Source organism: Bradyrhizobium nanningense (assembly GCF_004114535.1).
GTDB classification, from domain to species: Bacteria; Pseudomonadota; Alphaproteobacteria; order Rhizobiales; family Xanthobacteraceae; genus Bradyrhizobium; species Bradyrhizobium nanningense.
The window spans coordinates 113,165-127,992 of the sequence record NZ_LBJC01000028.1; the positions used below are offsets into that span (position 1 = coordinate 113,165).

Annotated in this window: 9 protein-coding genes; 3 read left to right on the top strand and 6 right to left on the bottom strand. The window is 59.6% G+C overall.

The genetic code is table 11. The annotated features are described in order from the left end of the window. Positions 1–6: 6 nt before the first annotated feature. Genes XH84_RS23540 through XH84_RS23550 form a run of 3 tightly spaced genes read right to left on the bottom strand, consistent with a single transcriptional unit; the run spans position 7 to position 5,322 of the window. Entirely contained in the window at positions 7–924 is a 918-nt protein-coding gene (locus XH84_RS23540) for an NADP-dependent oxidoreductase (protein WP_128921358.1), read from the bottom strand. Between the two features lie 52 nt (positions 925–976). Further along, positions 977–4,150 (bottom strand): efflux RND transporter permease subunit, encoded by a 3,174-nt coding sequence (locus XH84_RS23545; protein ID WP_128921357.1) that lies wholly within the window; start codon positions 4,148–4,150, stop codon positions 977–979. After that, on the bottom strand, positions 4,147–5,322 hold the full coding sequence (locus XH84_RS23550; protein WP_488226028.1) for an efflux RND transporter periplasmic adaptor subunit: 1,176 nt from the start codon (positions 5,320–5,322) through the stop codon (positions 4,147–4,149). Before XH84_RS23550 ends, XH84_RS23545 begins: the two co-directional genes overlap by 4 nt. 1,016 nt (positions 5,323–6,338) lie before the next feature. Between XH84_RS23550 and XH84_RS23555 the strand changes: the two genes are divergently transcribed. After that, positions 6,339–7,376: a hypothetical protein gene (locus tag XH84_RS23555; protein ID WP_245471823.1), complete on the top strand. Its 1,038-nt coding sequence runs from the start codon at positions 6,339–6,341 to the stop codon at positions 7,374–7,376. Positions 7,377–7,577: 201 nt separating this feature from the next. Here the strand turns inward: XH84_RS23555 and XH84_RS23560 are convergent, their stop codons facing one another. Continuing rightward, complete coding sequence (locus XH84_RS23560; protein WP_128921356.1) at positions 7,578–8,378, bottom strand: AraC family transcriptional regulator; 801 nt, start codon at positions 8,376–8,378, stop codon at positions 7,578–7,580. 251 nt (positions 8,379–8,629) lie between these two features. On the opposite strand from XH84_RS23560, the gene XH84_RS23565 reads away from it, so the two are divergent. Continuing rightward, positions 8,630–9,970, top strand: a complete 1,341-nt coding sequence (locus tag XH84_RS23565; RefSeq protein WP_128921457.1) for an MFS transporter — start codon at positions 8,630–8,632, stop codon at positions 9,968–9,970. Between the two features lie 255 nt (positions 9,971–10,225). On the opposite strand, the gene XH84_RS23570 is transcribed toward XH84_RS23565, so the two are convergent. Together XH84_RS23570 and XH84_RS23575 are read right to left on the bottom strand one after the other, a co-directional pair. Then, the gene (locus XH84_RS23570; RefSeq protein ID WP_245471825.1) at positions 10,226–11,569 is read right to left on the bottom strand and encodes an MFS transporter; all 1,344 of its coding nucleotides are present in this window, start codon (positions 11,567–11,569) and stop codon (positions 10,226–10,228) included. Positions 11,570–11,701: 132 nt separating this feature from the next. Then, positions 11,702–12,178 carry a peroxiredoxin family protein gene (locus tag XH84_RS23575; protein WP_206734163.1) on the bottom strand — a complete coding sequence of 159 codons (477 nt, stop codon included), beginning with the start codon at positions 12,176–12,178 and terminating at the stop codon, positions 11,702–11,704. Positions 12,179–13,556: 1,378 nt separating this feature from the next. Between XH84_RS23575 and XH84_RS23580 the strand changes: the two genes are divergently transcribed. After that, on the top strand, positions 13,557–13,973 hold the full coding sequence (locus XH84_RS23580) for a cupin domain-containing protein (RefSeq protein ID WP_128921354.1): 417 nt from the start codon (positions 13,557–13,559) through the stop codon (positions 13,971–13,973). Positions 13,974–14,828 lie beyond the last annotated feature (855 nt).

The following is a 14,828-nucleotide window of genomic DNA, read 5'->3' on the forward strand; positions in this document are numbered from 1 at the left end:
GTGTCCCTACGAACGAACGCGAATGATGGTCTTGCCCTTGCGTCGCGCGGTCTGGTTGAAGGCGGCGACGGCATCGTCGAGGGACGAGACACGACCGATGTTTGTCCGCAGTCGCCCGTCCCGCACCCGCTGGACGATCTCACCCAATTGGTCGGGATCAGATTCAACGACGAAATCGACCACCAAGCCGTTGGCGGGCCGCGCCTCGGTCGGCCCGGCGATGGTTACCAGCGTCCCTCCGGCCCGAATCAGGGCTGCGGACCGCTTCTCGATATCGCCGCCGAAGACATCGAAAACCAGATCGACTGGGCCGACGTCTTCCAAAGTGTCGTTCTCGAGGTCAACGAACTCTTGCGCGCCGAAGTCATGCACTGCCTGACGGTCGGCGGCGCGCCCGGTGCCGATGACGTAGGCGCCGGCCTCACGTGCGAGCTGGATTACCATCGAACCGACTACGCCGGCGGCGCCGTGCGCGAGGACGGTCTGCCCTGGCCGAAGGTGGCCGTGCTCGAACAGCCCCTGCCATGCGGTCAGGCCCGACATGGGCAGGCTCGCGCCCACGGTGAAGTCGACATCGCCTGGCAGCGGCGCGAGGTTGCGCGCCTCGACCGCAACATACTCAGCAAGGGTTCCGTCGCGAGTCCAGTCCGTGAGGCCGAACACCCGCTGTCCCACCGACAGTCCCGTCGTGCCATAGCCAAGCGCGGTGACAACACCGGCCAGTTCGTGCCCAGGGATCGACGGTGTTCGGTCACGATCGAGGCGATCGGTCCAGGTAGGAGGCCAGGTCAGCTCATCCCAGGTAAATCCCGACGCATGAACCTGAACGATGACGTCGTTTATCGCCGCCCGCGGCTCCGGCCGCTCCACCAGCTTCATTCCGGCCGTCCCCGCAGCCTGGTCCGTCACAACGATCGCCTTCATGGAATTATCTCCTCAGTCATTTCGCTCTACCGTACATCGGTGTCACCGCAACTCACTCCGCCGCGGCGGTCATCGCCTGGGTGTGCTTGCCCACGTTCTTACCTTCAGCGACGTTGCGCACCACCATGTAGAAGATCGGCGTGAAGATCAGGCCGAACAGTGTGACGCCGAGCATGCCGAAGAACACGGCGACGCCGACGGCCTGGCGCATCTCCGATCCGGGACCGGTGGAGAAGACGAGCGGCAGCACGCCGAGGATGAACGCGAACGACGTCATCAGGATCGGCCGCAGTCGCAACCGGCAGGCCTCGATCACCGCCTCCAGGCGCGGTTTGCCCTCAAGCTCGATGTCCCGTGCAAACTCGACGATCAGGATCGCATTCTTGGCCGCAAGTCCCACCAGCACCACGAAGCCGATCTGGGTCAGGATGTTAATGTCCTGGCCCATGATGCGCACGCCGATGGTTGCCGCAAAGAGGCACATCGGCACGATGAGGATCACAGCGAGAGGTAGCGTCCAGCTACCGTACTGCGCGGCCAGCACCAGATAGACGAACAGAACACAGATCGGGAACACATAGAGCCCGGCATTGCCACCCGTCACTTGTTGATAGGATAGATCGGTCCATTCGAAGGAAAAACCACTCGGTAATGTTTTGTCGGCTAGTAGCTTAATGGTGTTGAGCGCAGTCTTCGAGCTCACGCCGGGCGCCGGCTCACCCTGCAGTTCGGACGCTGAGTAGAGATTGTAGCGCGCGACACGATCGGGTCCCGAGATGTCCTTGAAGTCCACTACGCTGCCGAGCATCACCATGTCGCCAGCCGCGTTCCGCGTACGCAGGCGCGCCAGATCGGACGCCTCCTTGCGGAACGACAGATCGGCCTGCGCGGTGACGTGATATGTGCGTCCAAACAGATTGAAGTCGTTGACGTAGGTCGAGCCGAAGTAAGTCTCGATCGTGTCGGTGATGTTGGCGATGGGGACGCCAAGCTTCTGCGCCTTAACGCGATCGATATCGACGAACAGCTGCGGCGTATTCGCCGTGAAGGGAGAGAACACCGAAGTTAGGTTTGGTGACTTCCGCGCGGCGGCGACGAGTTCGTCGGTGGCCGCTGCGAGCAGCTCGGGGCCGCGCCCTTCTCGATCTTGGATGCGGATGGCGAAGCCACCGCCCGTGCCGATGCCTGGCACCGCGGGCGGTGGAATGACGATGATGAACGCGCCCTGTATCGCCGACAGCCGCTTGCGCAAGTTGGCGGTGATGGCGGTGGCGGTCTGGCCCTTCCTGACCCGAGCCTCCGGCTTATCGAAGACTGGGAACAGAGCCGCGGCGTTGCTCGACTGCGTGCGGGTCGCGCCGGAGAAGCCGGCGAACGCGGCGACACGGACGATACCGGGCGTATCCAGCGCAACCCGCTCGATTTCTCGCACCACCGCGGTAGTCCGCACCAACGACGCGGCGCCTGGCAATTGCACCGAGATGATGAGGTAACCGCGATCCTGCACCGGAATGAAGCCCTGCGACGTGTTGGCGAGCAGCCAGCCGGCGCTGCCGATCAGCCCGACATAGATCGCAAGCATCACCGCGGCATGCCGGATTACGAAGTCGGCAGTGGCCGCGTAACCATGCGCCAGGCGATCGAAGATACGGTTAAACAGCGCGGTGAAGACGTCCCAGCTACGCGCAATGATGTTCCAGCGCGCCGGCGGACGTTTCTCCTCGCGCGGAGTAAGAATCTGCGAGGCCAGCGCTGGCGAAAGCGTTAGCGAGCAGAAGCAGGAAATCGCGGTCGCGACCGCGATCGTTACGGCGAATTGCTGAAAGAACCGCCCGGAGATTCCTCCGAGGAACGCGGTCGGCACGAATACCGCGCAGAGCACGAGAGCGATCGAAACCAGCGCGCCGCCTACCTCCTCCATCGTTTTGAGCGCCGCCTCGCGCCGGCTCATGCCAAGCTGGAGATGTCGCTCGACATTCTCGACAACCACAATGGCGTCGTCAACTACGATGCCGACCGCAAGTACCAGACCGAACAACGTGAGGTTGTTGATGCCAAAGCCGAGCGCCGACATCGCCGCAAAGGTTCCGACCAGCGACACTGGGATCGCTATGATGGGAATAACCGCGGGCCGCCAGCCTTGAAGAAATACAAGCACCACGATGACAACGAGCGCCATCGCCTCGTAAACCGTCTTAATCAGCTCATGCACCGATTGGGCTATGAACTCGGTGGGATTGTAGCCGATATTGTAGTCGAGCCCCTTTGGGAAACTCGTCTTGAGCTGCGCCATCGTATCGGAGATATGCTTCGCGGTGGCGAGTGCATTCGATCCGGGCCGTTGCGTCACGACCATTGCGACAGCTGACTTACGAAGTATGAAACTATTCGTGGTATAGGCGAGCGCGCCAAGCTCGATCCGCGCGACGTCGCGCAGCCGCACGGTACGGCCGCCGGGACCAGCCTTGACCACGATGTCTTCGAACTGCCTGATGTCTTTAAGGCGGCCAGTGAAGACGAGGTTCGGCTGGAATGCGCGGTCCGCAATCGGCGGCTCGGCGATCTGGCCGCCGGCGATCTGCAGGTTCTGGGCCCGGACCGCCGCAATGACGTCGCTCGAAGTCATATCGAGATTGGCGATCTTGTCTGGGTCGAGCCAGAGCCGCATCGAGTAGTCGCGTGCGCCAAACATCTGGATGTCGCCGATGCCATCGAGCCGCAGCAGCTGATCGCGGACCTGCAGAAGCGCATAATTCGAGATGTAGAGCTGGTCGAAGCTGTCGTCGGGCGACAGCATGAACACCACCATCAGAATGTCGGGTGAGTTCTTGCGGGTGACGACGCCGTTGCGCTGCACTTCCTCGGGCAAACGCGGCTGCGCGATGGCCACGCGATTCTGGACCAACACCTGCGCCTTGTCGAGATCGGTACCGAGCTTGAAGGTCACGGTGATAGTGAGCTGGCCATTCGAGGTCGCCTGGCTGTACATGTACAGCATATCCTCAACGCCATTGATCTCCTGCTCGATGGGAGCTGCAACCGTATCGGACACAGTCTGGGCCGAAGCGCCCGGATATTGCGTGGTGACCGTGACGGTTGGCGGCACCACCTGCGGATATTCAGAGATCGGCAACGTCTGGTAAGCGATCGAGCCCACAATCAAGAGTACGATCGACAGCACCATCGCTAGAATGGGCTGATTTACGGAAAGACGTCCCAGATTCATGACTTGTTGCCGCTGATCTCGCCCTTGTGCGGGCTGACCTTGGCGCCGACCCGCGCGCGCTGGAGGCCATCAATGATGACATTATCCTCCGGTTTCAGGCCTGTGCGGACTACGCGCAGGCCCTGCTCCAGCGGACCAAGTTCGACCGCGCGCGCCTCCACCGTGCTATCGTTGTTGACCACGAACACTATCTTACGCGACTGATCGGTCGCGATCGCAGAATCTGGCAGAAGAAGCGCCTCATAGGGCGAAGAGCCAATCAAACGCACGCGGCCGAATTGGCCGGGCAGGATGGACAGATCGTGGTTCGGGATAATCGCCCGGCTGCGCAGCGTGCCGGTCGAGACATCGAGCCGGTTGTCGATGAAATCCATGTGGCCTTCGTGCGAAGGCTTGGTTTCACCTGTCAGCTCCACCTGCACCGGATTGGGCGTATCGCGAGAGCTTGGCCGCTTGCCCTCGAACCAGAGCTTGTTGTTCCTCAGGTAGGTTGCCTCATCGACATCGAAATAGATGTAAATCGGATCCATGGAGACGATGGTGGTCAGCAATGTCGATGCACCATTGTCGCTGCCGCTGACGAGATTTCCGACACTCACGAGATGCCGACTGATGCGGCCACTGATTGGCGCCACCACGTGGGTAAATTCAACATTGAGCTGGGCTGCCTTCAGCACGCCCTCTGCCTGGATCTCGGCGGCGTGCGCGGCCTGCAGTGCCTCGCGGCGCTGGTCAACGACCTGTTGGGAGACCGCACTGGTCTGGACAAGGGTCAGGCCGCGATCGAGCTCGCGCTTCGCAAGCTCGGTCTTTGCCTGGGCGTCGGCAAGCTGGCCATTGGCCTGCTCGGCCACCGCCTCAAACGGCCGCGGATCAATGATGTAAAGCAGATCGCCGGCATGCACGATGTCACCGTCCTTGAACTCAACATTGGTGACAAAGCCTCCGACGCGGGCGCGGACTTGCACTTCATCGACCGCCTGGAAACGGCCAGTGAACTCATCCCAGTCGGTGACGGTTTGTTTGACTGGTTGGGCCACGGTCACGGCTGGCGGAGGCGGGGCCGCCTGTGATCGCGCGTTTCCTTCGCAACCAGTCAGCGCCAGCGCGAGCAGCATAACGATCGATGCGCCGCCGCACCTTGGAAGGCCGCGAAACGGACCGCGCTCGATGCGGTTCGTCGGAGCTCTTTCAGCCGCACTCACTTTCGTCTCCCCACGAGCTAGAACGCTGCAATTTGAATTGGACGGGGTCGACACTGTCATCTCTGCGGACGAAAGAGATACCGACCGGCTCGCGAACTGCGCCAGATCGCTTTCTAGCGATGGCGAACGCCGCGAGGGACGCACAAAATGCCGTCGGGCTCCCTAGGTGCACACGCACGGCACGCAAGAACGGCAGCCACATCTGGGAAACGGAACAATTCGCTAAACTCCTCGCCAAGAGCCGCGACGGTTTTGATTTCGCCGTTGCGTTGCATATTTCGCCTCCTGGCTTCCAAATCCGGCATCGTGCTTGGTCGTTTCGGCCCTGACAATTCCGTTACGACGACGCTTTGCACAGTGACATTGCAAGACGGACACCGGAAATTACCTTTCGCCATAGAGTTGATAGACGAAAGTTATTGCCGCCTGCCGGCTCGGCATGATGTCCTAATGCGGAATGCCTCCGGCCATATCGCACCTCACCGGCGTTTCTTTTTGCAGAGACTTCCGAGCCGCGTTCAGTGCTTAATCTACAACGAACGCTGTCCCGGCGTTCACAGCCGGTGCCGCTAGGTTAAAGTTCGAACTCCGAGAGAAGCTCGTTACTGATGCAGGAGAGCGGCGCCAAGCGCAAATGCCGCCGCGGGTCATTCATGACTTGCATGAATAACTCAAATACATCTTCACGACCTAGCGGCTCTTCGACGAACGGAGCATCTTGCGCGCTAACGAACCCGCACTTCTGTCAGGGCATGACCTGCCCCTGCAGAAGCTATTTTCGCTCCATACTTTGACGCCGACCGGAGCATTCGCTAGCTCAATCGTGACGGTGATCACTGAAACGAGACACCTCGCGTATAGATAAACGACTCGCCGAAGTAACAAGAAATCGATGCACGGCCGTAAGGAGATACGTGACGCTCCAACCTGGTTCGGAAAGCTATCTCACGCACCGGTCTCTTTGCTGTGATTCAAGAGGGTTGATGATGGAAGCATTCGTTCGCCAGCAGTGTTCCAGACCGTTTCTTGAGAAGCGCTTTGACTATTTAGCTCTGGTTCCCGCGGGGGCGGCCATTTGTTATCCATTTCTGCTCGATGCTTTCCATGCCATCGTCGGCACGCAAGCTATTAACCTATCGCCGCTCGCAATCGCCGGCGCGACCTTCATCCTCCTTGTTGCGTTTGTCGTACCGTTTCTTGGGATCGCTCTCGCTTGTCGACCTACGTCCGATTCCGGTTCAAGACGCCTCGCTTATGCGAGTGTCGCATCGCCAACGCTCTATGTCTTTCTCGGCGTTGTGCAAGCCTTGATCAAGAGCCCTATTCCCGACGAGATCGTCTGGTGCGTGATTTGGCTCGCAATCGCGAACTGGTCGCGGTGTGCCCGAAATCCGGTCGCGGCAGGTGTGCCTGTGGTCGTCGGAGGTTGGCGGTTTGTCCACGGGGTAACGGCTGTGATCTTGAGCCTATATGTGGTGTTTCATCTCGCCAATCATTTGTTCGGCTTGATAGGGCCGGATGCGCATGCCGCCGTTATGAAGATCGGACGTGTGGTTTACCGCTCTGCCGCGGGTGAACCGTTGCTGGTTGCGACCATGCTTTTCCAGATTGGGACCGGCCTCTTTCTGGCGTGGCGCTGGAGCGCGGCGGCGCATGACTTCCAGCGGACCTATCAGGTCGCTTCGGGAGGCTATCTCTCTGTGTTCATTCTCGGCCACATGAATTCGGTCTTCGTCTACGCGCGAGGCTCCCTCGGCATACCGACGGATTGGAATTTTGCGATCGGAGCCCCGACTGGGCTCATTCATGACGCATGGAATATACGTCTGCTGCCTCACTACGCGCTCGGTGCCTTCTTCGTCCTGAGCCACCTTGCTTCAGGGCTGAGGGGCGTGCTGATCGCACACGGCGTCGATCAACGCAATGCTGATCGTCTTTGGGGAGTGTGCGTCATGATGAGCGCCATCGTCGCGACCGCGATTATCGCCGGAATGTCTGGCGTCAGAATCCTGGATTCCTGAGTTGCGAACGTAAATCATCACCGGCGCATACGCCGTTCTCTCCAAAGCGCGCGGCCTCCCGGGCTCCCGGTGGCGCGCGGTCAATCCCATCACAATTGGTTTCCTGTCGGACGCTCCAGGAACGATTCGTTCGCCTTGCTTATGACGCGGCCCCACGATGAGCAGTGTTCGGCGTCCTAAGCGCGCTACCGCTTGCTCATGTCAACGAACCAGACGACTCGGGACGTTATGAAGAAAGGCAGTCGGTGTCATGTTCGTTACTTGTCGAAAGGCAAACGAGAAAGCTGCGCTGCTGCCGAAGCCTACATCGGCGGCGACCTGCGAGATCCCACGCCCTGCCGAGAGTCGATCGATTGCGAGGGCTATTCTTGCTCTTTGCCGCCAAGCCTTGAAAGTCAACCCAGTTTCCGTCGGGAACATTCGGCTGATCGTGCGAATCGACGTTGCTGCGCGACGGGCAAGGTCACTTATGCGGAGGTGCATCTGCGGATCCCCTAAAGCCAGATCGGCTACGCGTCTTCCGACCACGCTCGTTGGCATCGGAAGGAACACCGGAACGTCGGGTGTCTCGATAAGCTCATGAAGAATCAATCGAACGGTAAGCTCTGATCTTTCGGGCTGTGTATCGACCTTGAAGGCCGAGAGGATCAACTCCCGTAGAAGAGGTGTAACCGTCGAGGCAAATATGTAATCGAGTGGCCTTTCCGGCGCCCACTTCTCCAAGACCGATGGGTACCAATAGATCATCCGTAATTCGGTGTCAGAAAGCATATCGACTCGATGAGGTATGCCGGCCGGCATCCAGAGCGCAAGTTGGGGCGGGACGAACCAGCGTCCAGAAGCGGTGTAGACCTGCAGCGTTCCCGACGCAGCGAAGATCACCTGTGCTTCTTCATGCGCGTGCAATCCGACGACCTCACCTCGGGGGAGCGTCCTGCCGAGAATCCGGAACGGCATAGGTAACTGCGCTTGGCGCGTCATATAGGTCGATTGGCCACACATCGTTGAGACGCGTTGGTATCATTGCGCAACGGATTGGTCGAGCGCCCCGTCGCGCAGAGCGGGTTGCCCATGTTGACCTCGCCTATTCTAACGAGAGAGCTAACGTTGAAGAGAATACCGACTACGGGTCTACAGCTATGGCCAACTCAACTCACTTGTTCGCTTAAGATTATGTACCGATCCGCAGAATCGGCTACCGCGAGTATGCGCGAGATCGGCGGCATAAACTTCGCACGGAAGATTGCATCGTGATGGGCGGCAGCGAATGCTTAACGGCGTCGAAGCGCCGCTGGGCCATGCTCTGCATCTTGCTTGGACTTGGCCTAAGTTCCCTCGGAAGCGCGATCGTTAATATCGCCTTGCCGAATATCTCGCACTCATTCGCAAGTAGCGAGGCGGCAACCGTGTGGGTCGTGAATGCCTATCAGCTTTCGGCAACGGTCTGCTTGTTGCCCATTGCAAGTCTGGTCGAGTCACTCGGTTTGAAGCGCGTTTATGCTTCCGGTCTAGCTGTTTTTGTCCTTGCGTCGTTGGGTTGCGCTCTCGCGCCAACGCTTCCGGTGCTGGTGAGTGCGCGCTTGGTTCAAGGCGCCGGAGCGGCCGGGATCTCTGTGGCCGGCATCGCACTCGTACGCACGATCTATCCCCAACGCCTGGTCAGTAAGGGCCTCGCGCTGGTCGCATTAGCGGTGGCGATACCTGGAGCATTGGGGCCTACCATCGCCGCGACAATACTTGTCGTTGCAAAATGGCCCTGGCTGTTTTTGGTGAATGCGCCGTTCGGTCTCGCCGTACCGCTATTTGTTGCCGCGGCACCACCAGACGTTCAGGTTGCTCGCCCTCTCGATCTGATCGGCATCTCTCTCAATGCGTTAGCGTTCGGGCTTTTCGCCATCGGTATCGGTACGCTAGGTAGCGGCGACGGGCCCGTTGCGATGGGAGAGATAGTAGCAGGACTTATCTGCTTTAGCCTCTTCCTTCGACAACAGCTCCAGCACTCTATGCCAATGTTGCCATTCGATCTTTTCCGTATACCTCTGTTTACCCTATCAGTGTGGACATCTATCTGCTCCTATGCAGCACAGATCCTGGCTTACGTCTCCCTGCCGTTTTTCTTTGAGACTGCGATGCATCTTTCGGCCGTGGAAACAGGTTTTCTTGTGACGCCCTGGCCGTTGATGACCGCCGTTACGGCTCCGATCGCCGGCCGCTTGACAATCCGCTACCCCGCCTCAGTAATTTGCAGCATCGGTTTGGCATTGTTGGCGGTCGGTTTGCTTCTGATGGTCTTCTTGCCGACAACCCCGGCGAAGTGGGATGTCGTATGGCGGCTCGCCCTTTGCGGTATCGGCTTTGGCCTTTTCCAAACCCCGAACAACACCGCGATGATGACGGCTGGACCAATAGGACGTAGTGGAGCTGCAAGCGGGATGAATGCTGCGGCTCGCTATGTTGGATGGTCACTGGGCTCCGCCTTGGTCTCACTCATCTTCGGTTCGGGCGGAGATCATGGCGCGGTCTTGTGTTTGGCCGCTGGAGTGGGCTTCGCTCTGATCGGCAGCGCTACCAGCAGCGCTCGTCGGTTCAGATAGTCTCCAAATGGGAGACGTCAGTAACCCCAACGAAGTCAACGAAGATTGCTGGGCGATTTCTCCGTCGCGGACAAACGTAACTTTCGATGAGGCCTCGGCAGAGTTTCTGGACTCCAGATCAGACGTGGCATCGAGAATTGGAAATGAGGTCGCCGTTGCTTCGTTTATACGTCACCCTAATGTCGGAACACCCGCTAAACAGCCAGAACATTTCTTCAATTATGCTCGCATGACGATCGGTCGCATCGCATACGCCTAGAAGGTTGCGTCCTGCGTCGGGGTGATTGCGGCCGTGAGGGCTCCTCCAATCGAGATCGCGGCGGCTATGACGAGACCGAGCTCGTATCCGGAGTCGAAAGACGCGACGCCGGCGGCAAGTGCCACGCCGATAAGCTGAGCGATCCGGCTCGTCGCATTGTTGATGCCGGAGGCGAGCCCTTCGGTCATCTGGTCAACGCTCGACATAACGGACGCTGTGAGCGGTGCCACGAGCACAGCGAAGGACAGGCCAAGCAGCGCCATGGGTATGATAACGTCAATCATCAGGGATTCTTTCTGACCGAGCGCCATCCAAACATATGCCAGTGCGGCACCTGCCGGCCCCGTGACGAGCATGGTCCGCGCGCCGATCTTGTCGGCCAACCCACCGAGTACACTCGACAGAAGGCCCACGCCCAGCGTGAAGGGCAGGAAAACCAGCCCGGCATTGGTCGATGATAGGGCGCGACGATCGATGAGATCAAAGGGTAACAGGAAGAACATGATCGAGATGCCCGTATAGATCATCAAAGTTGCGACGTTCAGCCCGAGGAAGGCGCGGTTCTCAAAAAGGCGGGGTGGCGTCATCGGGTGTTCGCTTCTGAATTCCCAGAACACGTAGACCGCTAGCCCGACAATTCCGAGCCCGGCGGCAATCGCGAGCGGCGTGCCTGTCCGGACCGGAGCATCCGCGCCGCCTTGAGCTTCACTAGGTCCGACCTGGCTGAGCGCCCAGGCGAGCGCCCCGAGCGCCGAAGCAAGGATCGCGGCGCCGATCACGTCGAACCGGCGCTGGATGCGGACATCATTGGGCGCGAAGGCCACCAGAGCTCCCACTGCTACGAGCGCGAGTGGCGGGTTGATCCAGAACACGGATGGCCAGCCCATGATCTCGGTCAGCCAGCCGCCCACGACAGGACCTCCGGCCGTGGTGAGAGCCGATGCCGCAGCCCATACGCCGATTGCGCGATTTCGCTCGGCGCGCGGATATGTTGCCCCGATCAGGGCGAGACTGGCAGGGGTTACGATTGCAGCGGCCGCTCCCTGAACGACGCGGGCGGCGATCAACCAAGCGGATGAAGGCGCCAGAGCGCAAGCCGCGGACGCCAGACCGAACAGGACACAACCGACCGCAAGTATGCGCGCTTTGCCGTAGACATCGGCAAGCGCGCCGCCGATCAATGTCAGTGAGGCAAGTGCCAGCATATACCCGTTGAGAACCCATTGGACGGAGGCGAGGCCCGCGCCCAGATCAGCGCGCAATCTCGGTAACGCAACGGGCAGCGCTGTCGCATCAATGAAGGCCATCGAGGAAGCGAGCACACAGGCGACCAGCACCATGCCCCGGTGCCGACCCGGCCCTGCCCGCCCAAGCTCTCTCGGGCACGATTCCGCGTCGATAACACCGCAGCTGCACGGCTCTACAAAGGGCTGTGCCATTCAACGAGCTCCCCGCTAATCTGCCGCCGGTCGTCAATTCTTTGCCAAGGACTTGAGGTGGCGAACAAAACTGAGCACCTCGTCGGGCATCAGACGGCCGATCGCGCGAGTCGAATAGACGGCCGTCAGCACCCGGCCTTCGGGATTGAGGACGAAGCCGGTTGCCTGGAGGCAGACGGGATCGTCATTGACGAAGGCGCCGGTAACCGCAGAAACCGCCCGCGCATTGGCGGCATAAGCGACCGGAAAGCCGAGCTTGTGCTTTTCGACAAGCATCTCCGATTTTTCTCGATCGTCTACCGATACCGAGACAACCTTGATGTTTTCCGCAGCGAATTTGTCCGCAGCTCGCGCGAAAGCGGCAAGCTGGGTGTTGCAGTACGGACACCAGTAACCGCGGTGGAACAGAACCACGCCGAACGAACCCGCCAAATCGACAGGTAAATGAATTTCGCCGCCACCGACGCGAGCAAAAGCAAGAGAGGGAAAGACATCGCCATTTTGCAGCATTACGATTGATCTCGTTGTTTGAACTGCCGGGCACTTGAAGCGTCCGCAGTTCCCCAAAAGAACGGCTCTCGCATCTGGGAATAAGGGACTTTGTTAATCCCCGAGGCGCGAGACTCAATTCCGTCGTTGCTTCGAATAGCGGGAGTCTAGCTTCTCGAAACGGGCATCGCGTATCAATCGCGGCGCCGATGGTCGACAACGACATTTCCGAGAATGACGTCGGAAGTCCGGCAATCCAAATCACCTCTCGCTATAGTTTCGATAGAGGATCGTTTATCGCCGGCAGCGGCGTCGCGTAATGCCGTGGGGAGAAATGCGACTGGCGGTATCTGCAAAAGGTTATAAGCCCGTTCGGCCGCCTTACTGGCGATCAATCCCGTCGCGGCCTGCGCCTAACGCGTGCTTATCTGCTCCTGGCGTGGATGATGTTTTAGCGGTGTTGCCCGACAGCAATTCGCGTGATGCGTGACCGGCCTGATCTTGCAAGTGCGCTGCGGGGAGGCCGCACGCCCTCAACCAACGGGAGACCAGAGCAGCAGCCGTCTTTGCGCACGCCGTCGACACTTCATCACCGCGGTGAACGCGTGGGAATGGAAACCATAACAGCCAGGTAATTCCCAAGTGAAATGCCGCTGGCGTAGCATCGCCCAAGAGATGTCAGGCGCTTCACCAGGTATCTTCGATTGAGATTAGAAGTGGAGGGCGTCATTACGGCGGTTTCGTGACTAGAGAACAAGGGAATAAGACTGTGAGTCTTATATGACGGATGATCCGCCCCCGGCCGGTCGTCGGCCCGAGCTTGTTCACTGCGCTCCTCCAGACGGTCGCTATCATGCTAACGTTGATCCCGTTGTGATGATCCGGGTCGCACACCTGCCGACGCTAATGGCAGGCCTAGCCTTCATTCCCCGTGTTGGTTACCGTAACCTCGCTGCTCGCCGGCATGCTTTGCCACCGGTACGGCCGGCGCTCGCCACTGCTCGGTGGCAGCGCCGCCCTCGCGTTGGGCTACGTCATCGCGCTCCCGCGTCGACTCGAACGCGACTTGTTGGACGGCCATACTTCTTCCCATCCTGTTGTTCCTGGCGCTGGGCACGACTCTGGCGAGCGCGCCGTTGTGCCTCTCGTTCGCACCCCCGTCGATCCCGACGCGCTGTGAATCGCGTCTGGCGTGAAGGGCGCGGTCCCGCGGCCGGGTCGCTCTTCGCGATCGCTCTGCTCGGCTTCCTCAGCAATGCGGTCCGAGGCCCGTTGTCGGGATTCCACATGGTGAGCGAAGGCGCCACGGTCGTGGCCGGGGCCCAATATGGACTTCATCCTGCTCGACTGACCCGTCGGCGCGGAAACGAAACCGATCTAACGAAAGAAGGAGAAACCCATGAAGACCCGCACCATCATCGCTACTATCTGCGCGGCCCTCGGCATACTAGCCACCCCGGTGTCGGGCCATGACAGCAAAACGGAAACTGTCACGAAGAAGTTCGAGGCGGCCATTCCCAACATCAGTGGCAAGTCGCTGCTCGCAGTGGAGGTCGATTACGCGCCGGGCGCGGCCTCTCCGTCCCACACCCACGCGAAGTCAGCTTTCATCTACGCCTACGTGATCTCGGGCGCGATCGAGTCGCAGGTGAATGACGGCGAGACGCGCGTCTATCGAGCCGGCGAGAGCTGGTCTGAAACTCCGGGGGCGGTCCATTCGATCAGCCGCAACGCGAGCAAGACCGAGCCGGCAAAACTGCTCGCTGTTTTCATTCTCGACACCAATGACAATCCTCTTACGACGCCCATTAAATAAACTCTCGGACCAATTGAGAGAAACGGGCGTCCTCGGCGACGGTAGTGATGAACAGAAAAACGATTTCGCTCGAAGGGATCTCCAAATCCCCGCAAAACTGTGTCGAGCGTCATTGCTGATGTTAGGCTTAGGAGACGACGATGGTTAACTGCTCCGCACGTCTTGGATCTGTCAGCAGCGCGCGATGCACACATTTTAACGGCAACTTTGGTCCCGTCTGGCGCTACTCGAGGCGAACGGCTATTTGTTGCAAGAACTACATCGATTGCTTCAGAGCTGCCAACCCAAGTGACCGCAATGGGGTGGACTGCCACCAGATTACCTTCAACCAGCCGCCCGAGAACTGGGCGAGGGCTTTGTGATGGTCCAGATCTCACAACGAGCTAAGGCATATTTGGAGACGGCACGGACTCTGCTCCGCGCAGCCCAAACCATGACAGACTCAGCGATTGCGAGTCAGATCAAGGCCCTTGCCGACGAGTACGAACGGAGAGCTGATAAAGCTTCGTATGTTGATGCGGCCAAAGCATTCGCCAAATCAGCTGAACGCTGAAGGCGAATTAGCGTGCACGACTGGGTGGGGCGCTGCAAACGTGTTCGTTTGAAAGCTGAGCCTCTGCTCGGGATCCAACAGGCTGAAGGCGTTCAACGTCGACCGTGTGCACGGCCACTTCAAGCGCAATCTCGGTTGCAATAAGGAAGTGATGCGGGCGCCAGGCAATTCGCCCACCGCGGACAAGGCTCACAAGGCCGTCCGGGCAAATGCGCGTCGCATTGATGGGCTCTCCAGTCGTGATTGCGCTCGCGCGATTTTGACTGCGAGCTCAGAACGTCGATTGAGAGAGAGAGAGAGAG